A 19,324-nucleotide genomic window follows, 5' to 3' on the forward strand; every position below is an offset into this window, starting at 1 on the left:
GGATCGGCGGTCACCGCACGGCCGGCACCGGTGAGAGAAGCCGGCCGCGCGGTGGGGCTCGGCGCGGTGCCCCGGTGGCGATGGCGGGCGGCCCGGTTGGTGCGGAGGAGGCCCCCCGGCGGGATCGCCGCCGACGGCACGTGCGCGAGATGGCGCTGTTGCCGTGTCACCGGCGAGGCCGGAGCGGGGAGTACGCCGGGCGGTCGGACCGCCGGGGGTGTCGGCGGCCGGAGCCGTGAAAGGTACCGGAGACGGGACCGCGAACGGTCGGGTGGGGGTGGTTCACCGTCCGGAGGGTGCCGGCCCGATCATGGGCCGGCGCCCTCCGTCCGGCTGCCGGGCACCCCGCTCGGGTCCCCGGCGCCCGGTCGGGGGCCGTCCCCCCCGACCGGAGTTCTGGGAGCGACCGGCTCAGTCGCCGGCGGCGATACGGGCGAGGCGGCGGGCCTCGTCGCGGGTGGTGCGCGCGATGGCCTCCTCGTCGGCGGTGAGCAGCCGCCCGTTCTCCACGATCTGGCGCCCGTCGACGAAGGAGGCGGTGACCGGGGCGGGCGGTCCGAAGATCAGGGCGGTGACCGGGTCGGCGATCGAAGCGTGGCCGATCCCGTCGAGCCGCCAGAGCACCAGGTCGGCCAGCTTGCCGGTCGCCAGTGAGCCGATCTGATCGGCTCGGCCGAGCACCCGGGCCCCGCCGGCGGTGCCGAGGCGCAGCGCCTGACGGGCGTTGAGGGCGGTTTCGCCGTGGGCGCCCAGGCGGTTGACCAGCAGGGCGTTGCGGAGTTCGGTGTGGAGCTCGCCGGACTCGTTGGAGGCGGTGCCGTCCACGCCGAGGCCCACCGGGATGCCCGCCCTGAGCATGTCGGGAACGCGGGCGATGCCGGCCGCGAGCCGGGCGTTGGAGGAGGGACAGTGGGCGACACCGGTGCCGGTACGGGCGAAGGCCGCGATGTCGGAGTCGCTCATATGGACACAGTGGGCCATCCACACGTCCTCGCCGAGCCAGCCGGTGGACTCGAAGTAGTCGGTCGGCCCCATACCGAATTTCTCCTGGCAGAACCGCTCCTCCTCCACGGTCTCGGAGCCGTGGGTGTGCAGCCGGACGCCGAGCCGGCGGGCCAGCTCGGCGCCCTGCTTGAGCAGTTCGGTGGAGACGGAGAAGGGCGAGCAGGGGGCGACCGCGATCTGGGTCATGGCGTCGAAGGAGGAGTTGTGGTACTTCCGGACGGTCTCCTCGGTGGCGGCGAGTGCGTCGTCCAGGGACTCGACGGCGAAGTCCGGCGGCAGTCCGCCGTCCTTCTCGCTGAGATCCATGGAGCCACGGGCGAGGGTGAAGCGGACCCCCATGTCGGCGGCGGCCCGGATGATGGCACCGGAGAGGTCACCGGCGCCGCGCGGATAGACATAGTGGTGGTCCATGGCGGTGGTGACGCCGCCACGCACCATCATCGCCAGGGAACCCTGGGCGGCGGCGTGTGCCATGTGTTCGTCGATCCGCGCCCAGGTCGGGTAGAGGGCGACGAGCCAGTCGAAGAGGTTGTGGTCGGTGGCGAGGCCGCGGGTGATCCACTGGTAGAAGTGGTGGTGCGTGTTGATCAGGCCGGGTGTGGCGAGATGCCCGGTGCCGTCGACACGACGGACCACGTTCTCCAGAGTCTCCGGGGCACGGCCGGCGCCGAGCGATTCGATCCGGTTGTCCGCGAGGACGATGTGGCCCGAGGCGTACTCGGTGTCCTGGGCGTCCACGGTCGCGATCGCGCAGTTCTCGATCACGGTGCGCCGGGTGGCTGCCGAAGGTGCCATGGTGCTTCCTTGTCGTGAGAGGCGGTGTTGGTTCCCGCGTATCCGGGAATCCGGCCGGGATTCGGCGGCGGGCACGGCAGGGCCCTAGGAGGATTCGAGTGCCGCGGCCGGGCGGCCGCGGGTGCCGAGATGGTGGAAGAAGATGTTGAGCAGAACCGCGGCGAGGGCCCCGGCGCTGATGCCGGAGCCGAGCACGGTCTGCGCCCAGGCGGGAAAGCGTTCGTAGAAGGTGGGGGCGGCGAGTGGAATGATGCCGGCACCCAGCGCGACGGCCACCAGGATGATGTTGGAGCTGTCGTCGAGTCCGGCCTCGGAGAGGGTCCGGATGCCACTGACCGCGATGGAGCCGAAGAGCACGATCCCGGCGCCGCCCAGGACGGGCATCGGGACGAGCGAGACAACGGCGCCGAGCACCGGGAAGGCCCCGAGCACCAGCAGCGCGCCGCCGGCCGCGGCCACGACATAGCGGCTGCGGACACGTGTCAGTGAGACCACACCGACGTTCTGGGCGAAGGCGGAGGTGGGGAAGGTGCCGATGACGGGGCCGAGCAGGGTGGCGAGGCCGTCGGTGCGCAGGCCACGGGTGATGGTACGGCCGTCGGTTCGCCGCTCGCAGATTTCACCGAGGGCCAGCATCCCGGCGCTGGACTCGGTCATCAGCACCAGCATCACGATGCAGAGGGAGAGGATGGCGGCGGGATGGAATTCGGGGGCGCCGAAGGCGAAGGGAGCGGGCAGCGCGGCGACCGGTGCCTCCCGCAGCGCGCCGAAGTCGGCCAGGCCGAACGGGACGGCGGCGAGGGTGCCGCAGAACAGGCCGAGCAGCAGGGCGATCTGCTTGACGAAGCCCCGGCCGAAGCGCTGGAAGAGCAGGATCACCACCAGGGTGAAGGCGGCGAGCGCCAGGTGCTTCCCGGCACCGAAGTCGGCTGCGCCCCGGTCGCCGCCTTGTGCCCAGGCCACGGGTACGGGCATGAGGGTCACCCCGATGAGCGTGATGACGACCCCGGTGACCAGCGGTGGAAAGAAGCGGAGGAGCCGGCCGAAGAATGGGCCGACGGCGAGGCAGAAGGCTCCGGCCACCATCACCGCCCCGTAAATGGCCGGCAGTTGATGACCGGGAGCGCTGGTTTCGGCGATGGCGAGCATCGGTGCGATGCCCGCCGAGGACGCCGCGTTGACGAACGGCAGCCGGTTGCCGGCGAAGCCACCCAGGCCCAGGGTCTGGAGCAGGGTGGCGAGTCCGGCGACGAGCAGGCTCGCCGCGATGAGCCGGGTCATGGCGGCCGTGTCCAACCCGGCCGCCTGCCCGACGATGAGCGGAGGGGTGACGACGCCCGCGTACATCGCGGCGATGTGTTGGAGCGCGGCGGGGACGAGCCGCGTGACAGGGAGCTTCTCGTCCACCGGGTGACAGGGGACCGTCACCGGTGGGGTGGGGCGGGGGCCGCGCATGGGCCCCGGCGCTGGCTGTGCCATGGCTGTTCCCTCCGGTCCGGGGCCGCCCCGCCGGGTGGGCAGGGCGGTCGGCGGCCTGGCGTCAGAGGTTGGTCAGGTCGACCGGGATCAGCGGTTCGGTGCCGTCCCGCAGGATGGTGGCCTCGATGAGGCCGTAGGGGCGGTCAGCCGCGAAGTAGACCTCGTTGTCGTTCTTGAGGCCGAAGGGTTCGAGGTCGACCAGGAAGTGGTGCTTGTTGGGCAGCGAGAACCGCACTTCGTCGATCTCCGTACGGTGGTTGATGATGCGCGCGCCCATCTGATAGAGAGTCTGCTGAAGTGAGAGGGAGTAGGTCTCGGCGAAAGCCTGGAGCATGTGCTTCTTCACCTGCTCGTAGGACTTCTCCCAGTGCGGCGTCTTCTGGTCGTCACCGTTCCAGTTGAATCGCCAGCGGCCGGACACCTCAGTGGCGAGGATGCGGTCGTACGCCTCGGGAAGCGTCGTGTACTTGTCCTTGACGTACCCCCAGAACTCCGAGTGGGTGGAGTTCATCACGACCAGGTCCTTCAGCCCGGATATGATCTGCCAGGTCTCGCCGTCGTAGGTGATCTCGGCCAGGCGGGTCTCCTGGCCCCTGCGGACGAAGGAGTGCCTGACCTCTTCAGCTCCGATGAACCCGGAGTTGGCCTCGGAGGTGTCGATGCGCTCCCAGGCGTACTCCTCGATCCGGATGCGGGCCCGGTGGATCGGCTCCTGGCTCGTGACGAAGTGGCGGGCCAGGTGGATGCCGAACTGCTCGGCCGACTCGATCCCGTGCTCCTTGGCGAAGGCGAACACCGTGTTCTTGGTGGTGTCGGTCGGGAGTACGCTGGCGTTGGAGCCGGAGTAGTGGACGTCGTCCATGTCACCGGAGAGGGCGACGGAGACGTTGAGGTCCTTGATGTGGTGGGTGTCGCCGTCCCGGACGATCCGGACGACGCGGTTCTCCGCCTTGCCGTACTGGTTCTGACCGAGCATCACGGGGCGGGCGGAGTGGGGCGGCTGGGCGGTCATGGTGTCTGCTAGCTCCCTCGGTAAACGGAGTAGCCGAACGGGTTGAGCAGCAGCGGTACGTGATAATGCTCGCCCGGCGTGACGGCGAAGGTGATCGCCACTTCCGGGAAGAACACACCGCTGTCCCTGATGCGGGGGGCGTCCTGCTGCGCCTCGGCTTGCTGGTCTGGGACGTGCGGGCCGGTGCCCGTGCGCCTGAGGTACGCCTCGGTGTCGAAGTCGAGACGCACATGGGTGGTGCCCTCCGGCAGCGCCGGCAGATCCTTGCAACGCCCGTCCGCGTCGGTGGCCGAGCCCCCGAGCGCCGTCCACTCCGCCGAGCGGCCGGTCCGGGCGGCCAGCCGGACGGCGACGCCCGCCGCGGGGCGCCCGGCACTGGTGTCCAGGATGTGCGTGGACACCGAGGCGGTGGTTTCCGTACTCATGTGCTCTCTTCCCCTTGGGCGTGGCGCGCATGGTGTGCGTGTGTCCGGGCCGGGAAGCCCGCAGGCGTGCGCTCGCAGCCGTGCTCCCGCGCGCAGGGCCGGGGTTGGTGCGCCCGCCCCCCGCTCGTGCCGCGCGGCAATACTCCGGGCGGGCGCCCGGACCAGGAGCCGGCACCGGTGCGCACCGCTGCCGGTGGGCCCGGCGCGGTACTGCCCCCACCGTTGAGCGGCGCGGTGCCGGAGGGCGACTAGGGGCCGTCCGCCAGGCGGGTCAGCCGGATACGGTTGATCTTGGTCAGCTCGGTACGGACGATCTCCCGCTCCACGGCGGGCGGGTTGTCGATCCGGTCCCGGAGTGCGTCGCGCATCTGTTCCCCGGTCCGGCCGGTGGCGCAGATCAGAAAGACGTGCCCGAACCTCTCCTGATAGGCGAGATTCAGTTCGAGCAGTTCCGCCCGGAGTCGCTCGGAGGCACCGGCCACGCCGCGCTGTTCGCGGGCGGAGACCGGGTCGCCGGGCTTGGGGCGGCCGATGGGCGGGTGCCTGGCCATCGCCTCGGCGAGATCCCCTTCGGTCAGCTCGGCCATGACGGCGTCGCCGGCGTTCAGGAGGGCTTCGGTGGTGGCGAACGGGCGCCGGGCGAGCAGCGCGCTCCCCCAGACCGAACTGGCACACACCTCGTGCAGGGCGGCGAGCGCCTCGCTGTCCGCAGAGGTGTTGAACCGGGTGAGGCCCGGCGTCGGACTCGAAGTCACGGGAGCCTCCGTGGCTGTTTCTCGTCGTGCTGTGGACGGGCTGCGGACAGCTAACGCCCCGGCCCGACCCAACGTCAACACTTTGTTGAAAAGTTCTGTACACGATTCGGTATGGAGTTCCTCCGCGCCGTCCGGCGGAAAGCCGCCGCCCGGTCACTCCCGGACGGCGGCCGTGTCAGTGGCGGGTGATTCACTGGCCCTTGGCGGCGTTCTCCCGGTTCAGGTAGTTGTAGACGGTGAACCGGCTGACCCCGAGGGCGCCGGCCACGGTCTCCACGCCGTGACGCACCGAGAAGGCGCCGCGCGCTTCCAGGGTCCGGACGACTTCCTGCTTGCTCTTGCGGTCGAGCTCCGCCAGCGGCTTGCCGTGCCGTCGCTCCAGGGCGGCCAGGATGTGGTCGAGCGAGTCGGCGAGTTGGGGCAGCCGCACAGCGACCACGTCCTCTCCCTCCCAGGACAGCACCACGTCGTCGGGCTGGGCCCGTTCGGGCACGAGCAGCTCCCCGCCCATGGCGTCCACCAGCGGCTTCACGGCCGCGACCAGCGGATGGTCCCGGAGTTCGGTCACTTGTCGGCCTCCCCGATCACATTGACCTGGAGCGAGACCCGGGTGGCCCCGGCCTCCAGGGTGCGGCGCAGCAGTGCCCCCACCGCGTCGAGCACGGCGTCGGCGCCACCCTCGGCGGTGTTGCCGAACGGCCCGACGTCCACCGCGTCCAGCGGGGCGCCCTGGATGACCTCGCGCGCCACCACGGCATGGGCGGGCGCCTCGTCCAGATCGAACGGTTCCGTCGTGAACTCGACCCTCAATCGCTGCATGGGCTCACCGTAGCGCCGGACCCTCCGAGCGATGCTCCTCGGCCAACCGGGCGGAAACCCGCCGGCGCACGAGACCACCCGGTGACCAGTGGCGACCGGTCGGTCTTCAACCCTTGACAGGTGCGCCGACTGGATACACTCTTCCGTTAAGCAGAAAGTAGATTCCGCTATACGGAAGGAGCGTCGCCCTCATGGCCCGCTTCCCCGAAGACGCCGACAAGGACCGGCGCTTCGATGTGAATCTGTCGATCCTCTTCACCGAGCTTCCACTCCTGGAGCGCCCCGCAGCCGCCGCCGCGGCGGGCTTCACGGCGGTGGAGCTGTGGTGGCCCTGGATCGAGACGCCCACGCCCGCCCGGGGCGAGCTGGACGGTCTGCGAAAGGCGCTGGAGGACGCCGGTACCCGGCTCGTGGGCCTGAACTTCTACGCCGGCCGGCTTCCGGGACCGGACCGGGGCGCCCTCTCCGTACCGGGTGAGGAGTCCGACCGGTTCCGCGCCAATGTCGAGGTGGCCGCCGAGTTCGCCGGCTCGGTGGGCTGTGCCGCCCTCAACGCGCTCTACGGCAACCGGATCCCGGGCGCGGACCCGGCCCGCCAGGACGAACTTGCCCTGGAGAACCTGGCGCTGGCCGCCCGCGCCGCCGACCGGGTCGGAGCGGTCCTGCTGATCGAGGCCCTCAACCGCCCTGAGTCGCCGGACTATCCGCTGGTCAGCGCCTCGGCCGCGGTCGAGGTGGCCGACCGGGTCAACTCGGCCACCGGGCTTGGCAACGCGAAGTTCCTGCTGGATCTGTACCACCTGTCGATGAACGGGGAGGACCTGCCCGAGGTCATCGACCGGTACGCCGGCAGGACCGGCCACGTCCAGATCGCGGACAATCCGGGCCGGGGCGCCCCCGGCACGGGTGACCTGGAGCTGGCGGGACTGCTCGACCGGCTCCGCGAGGCGGGTTACGACGGCTGGATCGGCCTGGAGTACAAGCCCGGCGACCGGCCGAGCGCGGACGCGTTCGACTGGCTGCCCCGCCCACTGCGCGCGGCGCACTGACCTCTCACACCTTCGCGCACTCCCGCCCCCTCACTCCCCGCTCGCGAAAGAGGCACCCCGACATGAGTACTCCTTCCCGGCAGACCCCGGAGCCTCTGCCGTCCGTCGCCTGGATCGGGCTCGGCATCATGGGCTCCCCCATGTCCGAGAACCTGGTGCGGGCCGGTTACCAGGTCACCGGTTACACACTGGAGCAGGAGAAGCTGGACCGGCTCGCGGCGGCCGGCGGCAAGGCCGCGGGGTCGGTGGCCGAGGCCGTCCGGGAGGCCGACGTCGTCATCACGATGGTGCCCGCCTCCCCGCAGGTCGAGGCGGTCGCCTATGGCCCGGACGGCATCCTGGCCCACGCCCGGCCGGGCACGCTGCTCATCGACATGTCCTCCATCACCCCGGGAACGTCGGTCGAGCTGGCGAAGGCGGCCACCGAGCGGGGGATCCGGGTACTGGACGCCCCCGTCTCCGGAGGCGAGGCGGGCGCCGTCGAGGCCGTGCTCTCCATCATGGTCGGCGGCGAGCAGGCCGACTTCGACCGGGCGCGGCCCCTCCTGGGCACCCTCGGCAAGACCGTCGTGCTCTGCGGACCGCACGGCTCCGGACAGACGGTGAAGGCGGCCAACCAGCTGATCGTCGCCGTCAACATCCAGGCGTGCGCCGAGGCCGTGGTCTTCCTGGAGAAGTCCGGCGTACACCTCCCCGCCGCGCTCGACGTCCTGGCCGGCGGGCTGGCCGGTTCCACCGTCCTCGCCCGCAAGAGGGACAACTTCCTCAACCGGGACTTCGCTCCGGGCTTCCGCATCGACCTCCACCACAAGGACATGGGCATCGTCACCGACGCCGCCCGGGCCGTGGGCGCGGCACTGCCGGCCGGCGCCGTGGTCGCCCAACTGGTCGCCTCCCTCCGCGCCCAGGGCGACGGCGGGCTCGACCACTCCGCCCTGCTGCGCGCCGTCGAACGGCTCTCCGGCGCGGAGGTCTGACCCCGCCCGCTCCTGCGGCGGGCCACCGATTTCCGGGTGGCGCCGGCGCCGACACCCTGTCCTGTCGCGCCCAGGCGCCGGCGCCATCCGGAAGCACCTCCTCCATTTTCAACAAACTGTTGACGCTCTCTCCGGGGCGAACCTACGCTCCTCGCACCGCCCGCAGCCCCCGTACGTACCGGAAGGTCACGATGTCGAAGCGCGTGCTTACCACCGAGTCCGGCGCCCCCGTCGCCGACAACCAGAACTCCGCGGTCGCCGGTGCCGGCGGTCCGCTGCTCCTCCAGGACCAGCACCTGCTGGAGAAGCTCGCGCGCTTCAACCGTGAGCGCATCCCGGAGCGGGTGGTGCACGCCCGGGGCTCCGGCGCGTACGGCCATTTCGAGGTCACCGACGACATCACCGGCTTCACCCGGGCCGCCTTCCTCTCCGAGGTCGGCAAACGGACCGACCTGTTCCTGCGCTTCTCGACGGTGGCCGACTCGCTCGGCGGCGCGGACGCGGTCCGCGACCCCCGGGGCTTCGCTGTCAAGTTCTACACCGAGGAGGGGAATTACGACCTCGTCGGCAACAACACCCCGGTATTCTTCGTCAGGGACCCGATCAAGTTCCCCGACTTCATCCACTCCCAGAAACGCGATCCCTTCACCGGGCGCCAGGAGCCGGACAACGTCTGGGACTTCTGGGCCCACTCCCCCGAGGCCACCCACCAGGTCACCTGGCTGATGGGGGACCGGGGCATCCCCGCCTCGTACCGCCATATGAACGGCTACGGCTCCCACACCTACCAGTGGAACAACGCCGACGGCGAGGTCTTCTGGGTCAAGTACCACTTCAAGACCAACCAGGGCGTGCGCTCGCTCTCCGCCGGGCAGGCGGCGGAGACGGTGGGCCGGGACGCCAACTCGCACCAGACCGACCTGCTCCAGGCCATCGAGCGCGGGATGCACCCGTCCTGGACCTTGTACGTCCAGATCATGCCGGCGGCCGAGGCGGACGGTTACCGCTTCAACCCGTTCGACCTCACCAAGGTGTGGCCGCACGCCGACTACCCGCTGAAGCGGGTGGGCCGGCTGGTGCTCGACCGCAACCCGGACAATGTCTTCGCCGAGGTCGAGCAGGCGGCGTTCTCGCCCAACAACTTCGTCCCCGGCATCGGCCCGTCCCCGGACAAGATGCTCCAGGGCCGGCTGTTCGCCTACGCGGACGCCCATCGCTACCGCCTCGGCGTCAACCACACCCAGCTGCCGGTCAACGCACCGCGGGCCGCCGTGGCCGACAACTACGGCCGGGACGGACTGATGGCCACCCGCCGCGGCTCCCGCCACGACAAGAACTACGAGCCCAACTCTTACGCCGGGCCCGCCCAGACCGGCGCGCCGCTCACCGCGCCGCTGGAGGTGCGGGGATGGACGGGCACGCACGCCGCCCCGCAGCACACCAAGGACGACGACTTCTTCCAGGCGGGCGAGCTCTACCGGCTGATGTCGGAGGACGAGAGGGCGCGCCTGGTGGCGAACATCGCGGGCGGCCTCTCCCAGGTCTCGCGCGAGGACGTCATCGAGAGGATCCTCGCCCATTTCCACGCCGCCGACCCCGAGTACGGCCGCCGGGTCGAGGAAGCGGTCCGGGACCTGCGCGAGAAGTGAGCGCCGCCCCGGGCCCGCGCGCCGGGAGCGAAGACGTTCCACCGGGGAACAGCAGGACGACAAGACCGCGTACGACGGTCGGCGGGAGGCCGGCCCTCGTGCGCAGTCCGCGGCACGGGCCCGTCGAGGGGTGGTCCGGCGCCACGGACGGCAGGAGGACCGCGGCGGCGCGCGCGCCAGTGCGGTGGCGAGGAACCGGGGACCCACCCGCCTGACCTGAAGACGGGCCCTCCGGAGTTCCGTCGCGCCCGCCGCGGTCTCCACCTCCTCCCCCACCGGCCCCGTCCGGCGGCGCGAATGTCCCGTCGCGCCGGCCTCGCGCCGCCGGACGGACTCCACTCTCGGGGCACCCCCGCACCGGACCGGAGCGCGGAGCCGGGCTCACCTGCCCCGGCTCCGCGCTCTCGCGTGTGCGCGCCGCGCCCGATTCCGGGCAGCACCGTCCGTACGACCGGCCGGAGGTCCGCGCCCGGCGCCCGGCCGTCGCCCCGCCCAGCCCGGGCGACCGGGGAGAGACCCTAGTGCCCCGACGGGTCGATCACCTTGTCGAGCACCGCCCGCACCGCCTCGTACGCCGCCGCGGTCGTGTCGTCCCGGGCGGTGCGCTGTTGCTCGCCGGCCCAGTCACGGGCCACCCGGATGCGCCGGAGGAGTTCGTCCGCGTCCACTACTTCTGCCATGGATGCCGAATACCCCGTTCCGGATCGGACCACCCATGGATGACGGTTACGCAGAGCGGGTATATCACCACGGTACGTACTTAACGTGCACCTGACAGGCGCCCGAGAGGAGGGGCCCATGGCGTGGTACCCCGCTGCGACCCGTATGGAGCTGCAGCCCGAGTCGGATGCTCAACCGGCGATCCGCCCCACCCAGTTCATCCTGCACAGCGTGGCCGCGCCCTGGACCGCACGGCGCATGTACGAGTACTGGCGCGACTCCACCAATCTGGAGAGCCACTTCGGGCTCGGCTACGCCGGGGATCTCGCCCAGTACATCGGCACCGAGACCCGGGCGGACTCCAACTACCAGGCGAACCGGCGTCCGGACGGCACCGGGGCCGTGTCGGTCGAGACGGCCTCCAACCTCCAGCACACCGACCCCTGGACCGATCAGCAGATCGAGCAGCTCGTCCGGCTCGGCGTCTGGCTGCACCACCACCACGGCATACCCCTGCGGGTCTGCCGGAGTGCGTCCGACCCGGGGTACGGCTACCACCGGCTGTTCCGGGCGTGGTCCACCAGCGGCACCGCCTGCCCCGGGGACGCCCGGGTGCGGCAGTTCAACGACGAGGTCTTTCCCGGGATCGTCACCGGGGCGACCGGCCAGCTTCCGCCCCCTTCAGAGGAGGACCCGATGCCGACCGTCATCAACGAGACCAGGGCCGGCGGCCCGACGCTGCAGCCGGGTGCGTACACCCTGATCCCCATGGCGTACGACCCGCCGCTGCTCCAGGGACCGTGCAGTTACGCGGTCACCGCCTACGCCACGGTGAAGGGCGAGCCCGGAACCCGGGTCCAGATGCGCTTCCACGACCTGGCCCTCGCCACCGGCCGGCTCTCCCTGGACCTGCCGATCGACTGCGGAGTGATAGGCCCGGACGGCGTGCTCAACGCCCAGGTCAGCCGGAACGGGATCCTTGCCACCAATGAGCAGTTGCGGGTGGAGATCCAGGCGGACCGCACCGCCAAGGTCGACTGGCGGGTGATGCGGGCCCTGCGCTGGACCCCCTGACCCGGCGGTCGCCCGGGCCCGCGCCGGCGGGGCGGTAAGCGGCGGAGATACGGCCGCGGGCGTACGCGCCGGCCGGTGGCCGCACCCCTCGCCCGGCCCCGGCGGTGACCGGGGCCGGGCCGGGGCTCAGACGGGCCGGGTCAGCTCCCGGATCGCCGTGGGGGCGTGACCGGGCTCGGTGGCGAGCTCCTCGAACTCGGAGACGTCGCTGATGTCCATGGTCCGGCTCATCGAGATGTTGGTGACCCGCTCCAGGATCGCCTCCACCACGACCGGCACCCGGTGCTCGGCCGCCAGCTTCTTCGCCTCCTCGAAGGCCGGCAGCAGCCCGTCGGGCTCGGTCACCCTGATGGCCTTGCAGCCGAGCCCCTCGGCGACCTTGACGTGATCGACCCCGTAGACGCCCAGCTCCGGGGCATTGAGGTTCTCGAACTCCAGGTTCACCTGGAAGTTGATGTCCAGCCCCAGCTGGGCCTGCCGGATCAGGCCGAGGTACGCGTTGTTGACGAGCACATGGACGTACGGGATGCGGTGCTGCGCCCCGACCGCCAGCTCCTCGATCATGAACTGGAAGTCGTAGTCCCCGGAGAGCGCCACCACTTGGGCCTCCGGATCGGCGGTGGCGACGCCCAGCGCGGCCGGGACGGTCCAGCCGAGCGGGCCCGCCTGACCGCAGTTGATCCAGTGGCGCGGCCGGTAGACGTGCAGCAGCTGGGCACCGGCGATCTGGGAGAGGCCGATGGTGGTGACGTACCGGGTCTCGGGCCCGAAGGCGCGGTTCATCTCCTCGTACACCCGCTGCGGTTTCAGCGGCACGTTCTCGAAGTGGGTGCGGCGCTGGAGGGTGGCCCTGCGCTCCTGGGCGGCGCCGACCCACGCCGAGCGGTCGGGCAGCCGTCCGGCGGCCCGCAGCTCACGGGCGACCTCGATGAACAGTTCCAGGGCCGCCCCGGCGTCGGAGGTGATGCCGTAGTCGGGGGCGAAGATCTTGCCGATCTGGGTGGGCTCGATGTCCACATGGACGAAGGTGCGGCCCTCGGTGTAGACGTCGAGCCGGTAGCCGGTGTGCCGATTGGCCCAGCGGTTGCCGATGCCGAGCACGAAGTCCGAGGCCAGGAAGGTGGCGTTGCCATAGCGGTGCGCGGTCTGCACGCCGACCATGCCGGCGTGCAGTTCATGGTCGTCCGGCAGCACGCCCCAGCCCATCAGGGTCGGGATCACCGGGGTGCGGGTGAGTTCGGCGAACTCCCTCAGCAGCCCGGCGGCGTCGGCGCCGATCACCCCGCCGCCGGCCACGATCAGCGGGCGCTCGGCCGCGAGCAGCAGCGAGAGCGCCTTCTCGATCTGGGCGCGGGTGGCGGCCGGCCGGAAGGCGGGCAGCGGCTCGTACGTCTCCGGGTCGAACTCGATCTCGGTCTGCTGGACGTCGATCGGCAGGTCGATGAGGACGGGACCCGGGCGGCCGGAGCGCATCAGATGGAACGCCTGCTGGAAGACGCCGGGGACCTGGGCGGCCTCCAGAACGGTGGTGGCGGCCTTGGTGACGGGTCCGGCGATGGCGGCGATGTCGACGGCCTGGAAGTCCTCCTTGTGGATCACGGAGGTGGGCGCCTGGCCGGTGATGCAGAGGATCGGGATCGAGTCACCGGTCGCCGAGTAGAGGCCCGTGATCATGTCGGTGCCGGCGGGACCCGAGGTGCCGATGCAGACACCGATGTTGCCGGGCGCTGCGCGGGTGTATCCCTCGGCCATGTGCGAGGCGCCCTCGACGTGCCGGGCGAGGGTGTGGTGGATGCCGCCACCCTCCTTGAGCGCCTTGTAGAAGGGGTTGATCGCCGCGCCCGGCACACCGAACGCGTGGCGGACGCCTTCCCGCTTGAGGATCTCGACTGCCGCTCGGGCTGCGGTCATTCGGGGCATGGAGTGCTCCTGAGAGGCCTGGCGGATACGGGCTCTGTCGCGCCACCTGAGAGCGTCGATCCGGAATGCGGACGAGTGGTGAGTGCTGCGGAGCACGGGGCTCGGAAGGGGGCCGGCTGCACGGGCGGGCGCTCAGCGGGACCCACCTCACGAGCCCGGCAATATTCCGCAGTGCGAAATATTTATTCTGTTATACGGAAGTAATGTAGGACGCTCCCCTGGAGCCGTCAAGGGAGTGCCCATCCGGCGGGCAGTTGGCCGAACCCACTCCCCAATCCGCCCCCGGTGATGGACCATGGGGCGGATCGCAGAGGGACCGATGGGGGCCTGACATGGGAGACAACGTGCCGGTGCGCTGCCCGGTCTGCCGCAGGGCGCACGCCTACACGCCGCCCGCCTATCCGTGTGCCTGTGGCGCGCCGGTGGTGCCGCCGCTCGCCGCGGGCGCCCCCGCCGAACCGGTCACCCACCGCACCTGGACCGATGAGTGGGTCACCGTCCGGTGTACCGCCTGCGGGCTCACCGGCCAGTGGCCGCAGCCCGAACTGGGCTGCCCCTGCGGCGCCCTGCTGCGGCTGCCCGTCCGTCCGGTCACCGTCGCACCTCACCCGCCCGCCGGGACGCCCGATGCTCCCGGCGCCCCTGCCGGGCCGGCGGCCGGTGCCACGGTGGCCGGCACCGGGCGGTCGGCCGTCCGGGTCCCCGCCCCACACCCCTCGGCACCACAGCGGCCCGACTTCCGCCCGGTGACCATCCGTACCGCCCGGGACGCGGTGACGGCCGCCGCCCGCTATCTGCGCTGGCTGGGCTTCCGGGAGCTGGACCGGCCGGAGGAACGCACCGCCGCCGGCATCGATCTGCGTGGTCCCGGTGTGATCGCCCAGGTCGACCCGACCACCCGGCCGGTCTCGCTGCGGGCCGTCGAGTGCCTCTGGCTCACCGGCCTGGCCGCACCCGCCCTGAGCGTCTTCTTCTCCCTGGCCGGATACGAGGAGAAGGCCCGCGCCCGGGCCGAGCAGGTGGGGCTGCCGCTCTTCGCCATGGACCTCACCGGCGCACCGCAGCCGGTCGGCTCCCCGGCCGAGGAGCTCGTCGCCCGGGGGGCCTGAGCCGACGGGCCCGGTCCTCGCGACACTTCCTGCCCGCGAAACCGGCGGCTATCTCCGGCCGTAGGTCTCCCGCAGCTCCACCTTGCGGACCTTGCCGCTGACGGTCATCGGGAAGGCGTCCAGGATCTCCAGCCGGCGCGGCACCTTGTAGTGGGCCAGCCGGTCGGCGCAGTACGCGGACAGTTCCTCCAGCGCCGGCGGGTCGGCCGGGTCGTGGGGGATCACGCAGGCCAGGATCTCCTCGCCGTACCGCTCGTCCGGGACGCCGACCACCTGCACGTCCGCGATCTTCGGGTGGGCGTGCAGAAACTCCTCGATCTCGCGGGGGTAGACGTTCTCGCCGCCCCGGATGATCACGTCCTTGATCCGGCCGACGATCTGTACGTAGCCGTCCTCCCGGAGCACCGCCAGATCACCGGTGTGCATCCAGCGGGCGGGGTCGATCACCTCGGCGGTGCGCTCGGGCTCGTCCCAGTAACCGCGCATCACGCTGTAGCCCCGGGTGCACAGTTCCCCGGGCACACCGCGCGGAACGGTGGTCCCGGTGTCCGGGTCGACGACCTTCACCTCCAGGTGCGGCAACACCCGTCCGACCGTGCCGGTGCGGCGTTCCAGGTCGTCGTCACGCCGGGTCTGGGTGGAGACCGGGGAGGTCTCGGTCATCCCGTAACAGATGGACACCTCGGCCATGTTCATCTCGGTGACCACCCGTTTCATCACCTCCACCGGACAGGACGAGCCGGCCATGATCCCGGTGCGCAGCGAGGAGAGGTCGTACCCGGCGAAGTCCGGCAGGTCCAGCTCGGCGATGAACATGGTCGGCACCCCGTAGAGCGAGGTGCAGCGCTCCCGCTGGACCGCCTCCAGGGTGGCGGCCGGCTCGAAGGACGGACCCGGCAGCACCACGCAGGCCCCGTGCGAGACGGCCGCGAGATTGCCCATCACCATGCCGAAGCAGTGGTAGAACGGCACCGGCAGGCAGATCCGGTCGCGCTCGGTGTAGCCGAGCGTCTCGCCGACGGACCGGCCGTTGTTGAGGATGTTGTGATGGGTGAGCGTGGCACCCTTGGGGAAACCGGTGGTACCCGAGGTGTACTGGATGTTCACCGGGTCGTCGCAGGACAGTTCCGCTTCCCGGGCGGTCAGTTCCTCGTCGGGCACGGTGCGTCCGAGCAGCTCCGTCCACTCCTGGTCACCGAAGTGGACCGCCGTGAGCGATGCCGTGCGCTCGGCGCGGACCCGCGCCACCAGGGCCCGGTAGTCACTGGACTTGTGGGCCACCGAGGCGAACAGCAGCCCGATGCCCGCCTGGTCGAGCACATACGCCAGCTCGTGGGCGCGATAGGCCGGGTTGATGGTGACCAGGACGGCACCGATCCGGGCGGTGGCGTACTGGACGAGCACCCACTCCGGGCAGTTGACCGCCCAGACGCCCACCCGGTCCCCCTTGGCCACGCCCCGGGCCAGCAGCGCCCGGGCCAGCCGGGTCACGTCCGCGTCCAGCTCGGCGTAGCTCCAGCGCCGTCCGGAGGCCAGGTCCACCAGCGCCTCGCCGTCCGGCCGGCGGGCGGCCGTCCGGGCCAGATGGGCACCGATGGTGTCCGCGGTCAGCGGGGAGCCGCCGGTGCCGTGGGCGTAGGACAGCGTGGTCACAGTTCTCCTTCGGTGTATTCGACGGCACCCGCCGCCGGGCCCGCGGCCGTCCGCTCCCGCAGTTCGATCCGGCGGATCTTGCCCGAGACGGTCTTCGGCAGCTCGGCGAACTCCAGCCGCCGGACACGTTTGTACGGGGCGAGCACGGCACGCGAGTGCGCGAAGATCGCCCGGGCGGTCTCCGGACCCGGCTCCCACCCCGCCGCCAGGACGACGTAGGCCTTGGGCACCGCCAGCCGCACCGGGTCGGGCGCCGGCACCACCGCCGCCTCCACCACGGCCTCGTGCTCCAGCAGGGCGCTCTCCAGCTCGAACGGCGAGATCTTGTAGTCGCTGGCCTTGAACACGTCGTCCGCCCGGCCCACATAGGCCAGATGGCCGTCCGCGTCGCGGGAGGCGATGTCACCCGTTCGGTAGTAGCCGTCCGCCATCACCTCGGCGGTACGCTCGGGGTCCCCGTGGTAGCTGGTCATCAGACCGACCGGGGCGGCCGAGAGGTCCAGGGCGATCTCGCCCTCGGCGACGCCCGGTTCACCGGTCACCGGGTCGAGCAGCTCCACCGTGTAGCCGGGGCTGGGCCGTCCCATGGAACCGGTGCGCGGCTCCTGGCCGGGGGTGTTGGCCACCTGCACGGTGGTCTCGGTCTGCCCGAAGCCGTCCCGGACGGTCACGCCCCAGGCGCGCCGGACGGCCCCGACGACCTCGGGGTTGAGCGGTTCGCCGGCCGCGACGGCCTCCCGGGGCGGGGTGCGCAGAGCGCTCAGGTCGGCCTGGATGAGCATCCGCCAGACGGTCGGCGGAGCACAGAAGGTGGTGACGCCCGCCCGGTCCATCTCGGCCATCAGCCGGGCCGGGTCGAAGCGTTCGTAGTGGTGGACGAAGACGGTCGCCTCGGCGTTCCAGGGCGCGAAGAGACTCGACCAGGCGTGCTTGGCCCAGCCCGGCGACGAGATGTTGAGGTGGACGTCGCCGGGCCGCAGACCGATCCAGTACATGGTGGTCAGATGACCGATCGGATAGGAGGCATGGGTGTGCTCGACCAGCTTGGGGCGGGCGGTGGTGCCCGAGGTGAAGTAGCGCAGCAGCGGGTCGCCGGCCCGGGTGGGCCCGTCGGGTGTGAAGCCGCCCGGGGCGGTGCCGGCGTCCTCGTAGGCGAGCCAGCCGTCCGGGGCGCCGCCGACGGCGATGCGGGTCCAGTCGCCGGGCACCGCCGCGAACTTGGCGGTGTCGGCCGACCGGGCCAGGACATGACGGACCGCGCCGCGTTCCACCCGGTCGCGCAGATCGACGGGGCCGAGCAGCGGGGTGGCCGGGATGACCACCGCCCGCAGCTTCATCGCGGCGAGGGCGGTCTCCCACAGCTCGGTCTGGTTGCCGAGCATCACCAGGACCGGATCGCCGGCCCGGACGCCGTGTCCGCGCAGCCAGTTGGCCAGCCGGTCGGAGCGGGCGGCCAGTTCGGCGAAGGAGAGCCTGGTCCCGGAGCCGTCCTCCTCCACCAGATGGAGAGCGGTGCGGTCGTTGCCGGCCGCGATCACATCGAACCAGTCCAGTGCCCAGTTGAACGTCTCCGGGCGGGGCCAGCGGAAGCCCGCCCTGGCCGCCGGGTAGTCGTCCCGGTGCCGCAGCAGGAAGTCCCTGGCCTCCCGGAACGTCTCCGTCGCACGGCTCTCCGCCATCTGCCCTCCACCCGCTCGTCACACCGTTCCCGGCCACATCGTGCTACCGCCGGCGGTGATCCACCACCCCTCGGTGATGTCCGACCGGTGGGGCGCGGCCTCTCGCCGGCGGAGGGCGCGCCGCTCCGGGCGCGCTCCGGCGTTCCCGCTCGTCCGGACTCCCCACCTTGGACGAGCGGGCGGAGCCGCAGCGCCTCCTCGGCGTATGGGTGTGGAGCGTGGCGCCGGGGGCCGGACCACGCCCCTGGACGCCATCGGGCCGTTCGGACCGGTCGGACCGGACAGGTTTTCCAGCCGAAGCCGTCGAGCCGGGCGGCCAGGGTGTAGTGGGGTCACGTGATGTTCTGCGTCCGGAGGCCGACCAGGTGGCCCGCCGCCCGCTCGGCGGACAGCTTGGCGCGGGTCAGCAGCGGACGGCGGGCCGGGGTGGCGCGGTCGAGCGCGGCGGCACCGATGGCGGGAGCGGAAGCACCAGGAGCGGAGCGGACATGCCCCGCACGGTACGGGCCGTCGTGGACGGGGTCCCTGTCCACGACGGGACGGCGGGGGCGAGGCCGGGTCCTGCGGGGCGAGGCCGGGACCGGCGGGGTGCTCCGGCAGGACGCGATCGGGGCCGTAAGGCCGAGGGCCCGGAGCGGGACCGACCAGGCGGGGTCACTTCTCCGGGTCGTGGCCCCAGTTCATCAGTGAGTGGCGCCAGGCCGTGTCCGAGGTGTCGCCCTTGGGACGCTGGGCGAGGTGGCGGTGGACGTAGCCGACCACCTTCCGCATATGGGCCAGGTCGTCGTCGGTGAGGTCGTCCTTCTTGGTGCCCAGGAGCTTCACGATGCGCCGGCCGGAGGCGTGGCCGGTGCTCTCGCCGCCGTCCTCGCTCTGCCCCACGCTCCGGGACTCCTCCGTGCCGAGCCACTTCTCCAGCTCGGAGGCGGTCATATTGACGGCCTCCCGGAAGTCGGCCCGGGTGCTGTCGCGGTCCTCGCCGCTCACCCCTTGCCGCCCTTCTTGCGGAGCGACTCCGGCTTGTGGACGGCCGAGCGGCCGGACTTCTCGCTCTCCACCTCGTACTGCGGCTCCTCGGAGGAGGCGTCGACCGTACGGCCGGCGGCCTCGGTGCGCTCGGTGATCTTCCGGCGCACCGTGCCGGGCACCTCCGTACCGTGGCTCTGCCAGGCGACCTTGTCGCCCTTGCCGAGCCGTTTGTCCCGCGCCTTGCTCCGCGCCTTGTCCTTCGCCATGGCGGACACCTCGCCCTCCGCGCCCCGGC

General features: G+C 71.6%; 19 protein-coding genes. 5 read left to right on the plus strand and 14 right to left on the minus strand.

Annotated features, from left to right (window positions below; all coding sequences use genetic code 11):
* Positions 1 to 411: 411 nt before the first annotated feature.
* The 7 genes from NX801_RS06820 to NX801_RS06850 form a co-directional block, all read right to left on the minus strand.
* On the minus strand, positions 412 to 1,800 hold the full coding sequence (locus tag NX801_RS06820; protein WP_258786186.1) for an 8-oxoguanine deaminase: 1,389 nt from the start codon (positions 1,798 to 1,800) through the stop codon (positions 412 to 414).
* Positions 1,801 to 1,884: 84 nt separating this feature from the next.
* Positions 1,885 to 3,279, minus strand: coding sequence for a nucleobase:cation symporter-2 family protein (locus NX801_RS06825; RefSeq protein ID WP_258786187.1), 1,395 nt, complete (start codon positions 3,277 to 3,279; stop codon positions 1,885 to 1,887).
* A gap of 61 nt (positions 3,280 to 3,340) precedes the next feature.
* Positions 3,341 to 4,291 carry a factor-independent urate hydroxylase gene (pucL, locus tag NX801_RS06830; protein WP_258786188.1) on the minus strand — a complete coding sequence of 317 codons (951 nt, stop codon included), beginning with the start codon at positions 4,289 to 4,291 and terminating at the stop codon, positions 3,341 to 3,343.
* An 8-nt stretch (positions 4,292 to 4,299) separates the two neighbouring features.
* A complete protein-coding gene (uraH, locus tag NX801_RS06835; RefSeq protein WP_258786189.1) occupies positions 4,300 to 4,716 on the minus strand; it encodes a hydroxyisourate hydrolase in 417 nt (138 codons plus the stop codon).
* Positions 4,717 to 4,964: 248 nt separating this feature from the next.
* Entirely contained in the window at positions 4,965 to 5,471 is a 507-nt protein-coding gene (uraD, locus tag NX801_RS06840) for a 2-oxo-4-hydroxy-4-carboxy-5-ureidoimidazoline decarboxylase (RefSeq protein WP_258786191.1), read from the minus strand.
* Positions 5,472 to 5,661: 190 nt separating this feature from the next.
* Positions 5,662 to 5,982, minus strand: a complete 321-nt coding sequence (locus NX801_RS06845; RefSeq protein ID WP_258786423.1) for a helix-turn-helix domain-containing protein — start codon at positions 5,980 to 5,982, stop codon at positions 5,662 to 5,664.
* Positions 5,983 to 6,035: 53 nt separating this feature from the next.
* A complete protein-coding gene (locus NX801_RS06850) occupies positions 6,036 to 6,290 on the minus strand; it encodes a YkoF family thiamine-binding protein (RefSeq protein ID WP_258786193.1) in 255 nt (84 codons plus the stop codon).
* A gap of 191 nt (positions 6,291 to 6,481) precedes the next feature.
* Between NX801_RS06850 and NX801_RS06855 the strand changes: the two genes are divergently transcribed.
* From NX801_RS06855 to NX801_RS06865, 3 genes are all read left to right on the plus strand, one after another.
* Positions 6,482 to 7,339 carry a TIM barrel protein gene (locus NX801_RS06855; protein ID WP_258786194.1) on the plus strand — a complete coding sequence of 286 codons (858 nt, stop codon included), beginning with the start codon at positions 6,482 to 6,484 and terminating at the stop codon, positions 7,337 to 7,339.
* A 62-nt stretch (positions 7,340 to 7,401) separates the two neighbouring features.
* A complete protein-coding gene (locus NX801_RS06860; RefSeq protein ID WP_258786195.1) occupies positions 7,402 to 8,316 on the plus strand; it encodes a 2-hydroxy-3-oxopropionate reductase in 915 nt (304 codons plus the stop codon).
* Positions 8,317 to 8,507: 191 nt separating this feature from the next.
* Positions 8,508 to 9,965 (plus strand): catalase, encoded by a 1,458-nt coding sequence (locus tag NX801_RS06865; RefSeq protein ID WP_258786196.1) that lies wholly within the window; start codon positions 8,508 to 8,510, stop codon positions 9,963 to 9,965.
* A gap of 518 nt (positions 9,966 to 10,483) precedes the next feature.
* On the opposite strand, the gene NX801_RS06870 is transcribed toward NX801_RS06865, so the two are convergent.
* Positions 10,484 to 10,645, minus strand: a complete 162-nt coding sequence (locus NX801_RS06870) for a hypothetical protein (RefSeq protein WP_258786200.1) — start codon at positions 10,643 to 10,645, stop codon at positions 10,484 to 10,486.
* 118 nt (positions 10,646 to 10,763) lie between these two features.
* Between NX801_RS06870 and NX801_RS06875 the strand changes: the two genes are divergently transcribed.
* Positions 10,764 to 11,699 (plus strand): peptidoglycan recognition protein family protein, encoded by a 936-nt coding sequence (locus NX801_RS06875; RefSeq protein WP_258786201.1) that lies wholly within the window; start codon positions 10,764 to 10,766, stop codon positions 11,697 to 11,699.
* Between the two features lie 126 nt (positions 11,700 to 11,825).
* Here NX801_RS06875 and gcl read toward each other — a convergent pair whose 3' ends face one another.
* Positions 11,826 to 13,619, minus strand: coding sequence for a glyoxylate carboligase (gene gcl, locus NX801_RS06880; protein ID WP_258786202.1), 1,794 nt, complete (start codon positions 13,617 to 13,619; stop codon positions 11,826 to 11,828).
* 332 nt (positions 13,620 to 13,951) lie between these two features.
* Here gcl and NX801_RS06885 point away from each other — a divergent pair, with 332 nt between their 5' ends.
* A complete protein-coding gene (locus tag NX801_RS06885) occupies positions 13,952 to 14,728 on the plus strand; it encodes a hypothetical protein (RefSeq protein WP_258786203.1) in 777 nt (258 codons plus the stop codon).
* A 48-nt stretch (positions 14,729 to 14,776) separates the two neighbouring features.
* Here NX801_RS06885 and NX801_RS06890 read toward each other — a convergent pair whose 3' ends face one another.
* From NX801_RS06890 to NX801_RS06910, 5 genes are all read right to left on the minus strand, one after another.
* Positions 14,777 to 16,381 carry an AMP-binding protein gene (locus NX801_RS06890; protein WP_258786204.1) on the minus strand — a complete coding sequence of 535 codons (1,605 nt, stop codon included), beginning with the start codon at positions 16,379 to 16,381 and terminating at the stop codon, positions 14,777 to 14,779.
* Positions 16,378 to 18,060: an AMP-binding protein gene (locus NX801_RS06895; protein WP_258786207.1), complete on the minus strand. Its 1,683-nt coding sequence runs from the start codon at positions 18,058 to 18,060 to the stop codon at positions 16,378 to 16,380. The genes NX801_RS06890 and NX801_RS06895 overlap by 4 nt, the downstream gene beginning before the upstream one ends.
* 332 nt (positions 18,061 to 18,392) lie before the next feature.
* Complete coding sequence (locus tag NX801_RS06900; protein ID WP_258786208.1) at positions 18,393 to 18,593, minus strand: hypothetical protein; 201 nt, start codon at positions 18,591 to 18,593, stop codon at positions 18,393 to 18,395.
* Positions 18,594 to 18,714: 121 nt separating this feature from the next.
* Positions 18,715 to 19,047: a DUF3140 domain-containing protein gene (locus NX801_RS06905; protein ID WP_258786209.1), complete on the minus strand. Its 333-nt coding sequence runs from the start codon at positions 19,045 to 19,047 to the stop codon at positions 18,715 to 18,717.
* Complete coding sequence (locus tag NX801_RS06910; RefSeq protein ID WP_258786210.1) at positions 19,044 to 19,295, minus strand: hypervirulence associated TUDOR domain-containing protein; 252 nt, start codon at positions 19,293 to 19,295, stop codon at positions 19,044 to 19,046. Before NX801_RS06910 ends, NX801_RS06905 begins: the two co-directional genes overlap by 4 nt.
* Between the last annotated feature and the right edge of the window lie 29 nt (positions 19,296 to 19,324).

Source organism: Streptomyces pyxinae (assembly GCF_024756275.1).
Lineage (GTDB): Bacteria > Actinomycetota > Actinomycetes > Streptomycetales > Streptomycetaceae > Streptomyces > Streptomyces pyxinae.

Excerpts from the sequence above, each read along its gene's own strand:
- pucL (WP_258786188.1), bottom strand. The coding sequence starts at position 4,291 with ATGACCGCCCAGCCGCCCCACTCCGCCCGCCCCGTGATGCTCGGTCAG.
- NX801_RS06825 (WP_258786187.1), bottom strand. The coding sequence starts at position 3,279 with ATGGCACAGCCAGCGCCGGGGCCCATGCGCGGCCCCCGCCCCACCCCA.
- gcl (WP_258786202.1), bottom strand. The coding sequence starts at position 13,619 with ATGCCCCGAATGACCGCAGCCCGAGCGGCAGTCGAGATCCTCAAGCGG.
- NX801_RS06895 (WP_258786207.1), bottom strand. The coding sequence starts at position 18,060 with ATGGCGGAGAGCCGTGCGACGGAGACGTTCCGGGAGGCCAGGGACTTC.
- NX801_RS06865 (WP_258786196.1), top strand. The coding sequence starts at position 8,508 with ATGTCGAAGCGCGTGCTTACCACCGAGTCCGGCGCCCCCGTCGCCGAC.
- NX801_RS06885 (WP_258786203.1), top strand. The coding sequence starts at position 13,952 with ATGGGAGACAACGTGCCGGTGCGCTGCCCGGTCTGCCGCAGGGCGCAC.
- NX801_RS06860 (WP_258786195.1), top strand. The coding sequence starts at position 7,402 with ATGAGTACTCCTTCCCGGCAGACCCCGGAGCCTCTGCCGTCCGTCGCC.
- NX801_RS06820 (WP_258786186.1), bottom strand. The coding sequence starts at position 1,800 with ATGGCACCTTCGGCAGCCACCCGGCGCACCGTGATCGAGAACTGCGCG.
- NX801_RS06910 (WP_258786210.1), bottom strand. The coding sequence starts at position 19,295 with ATGGCGAAGGACAAGGCGCGGAGCAAGGCGCGGGACAAACGGCTCGGC.
- uraH (WP_258786189.1), bottom strand. The coding sequence starts at position 4,716 with ATGAGTACGGAAACCACCGCCTCGGTGTCCACGCACATCCTGGACACC.
- NX801_RS06870 (WP_258786200.1), bottom strand. The coding sequence starts at position 10,645 with ATGGCAGAAGTAGTGGACGCGGACGAACTCCTCCGGCGCATCCGGGTG.
- NX801_RS06855 (WP_258786194.1), top strand. The coding sequence starts at position 6,482 with ATGGCCCGCTTCCCCGAAGACGCCGACAAGGACCGGCGCTTCGATGTG.
- NX801_RS06875 (WP_258786201.1), top strand. The coding sequence starts at position 10,764 with ATGGCGTGGTACCCCGCTGCGACCCGTATGGAGCTGCAGCCCGAGTCG.
- NX801_RS06850 (WP_258786193.1), bottom strand. The coding sequence starts at position 6,290 with ATGCAGCGATTGAGGGTCGAGTTCACGACGGAACCGTTCGATCTGGAC.
- NX801_RS06845 (WP_258786423.1), bottom strand. The coding sequence starts at position 5,982 with ATGGGCGGGGAGCTGCTCGTGCCCGAACGGGCCCAGCCCGACGACGTG.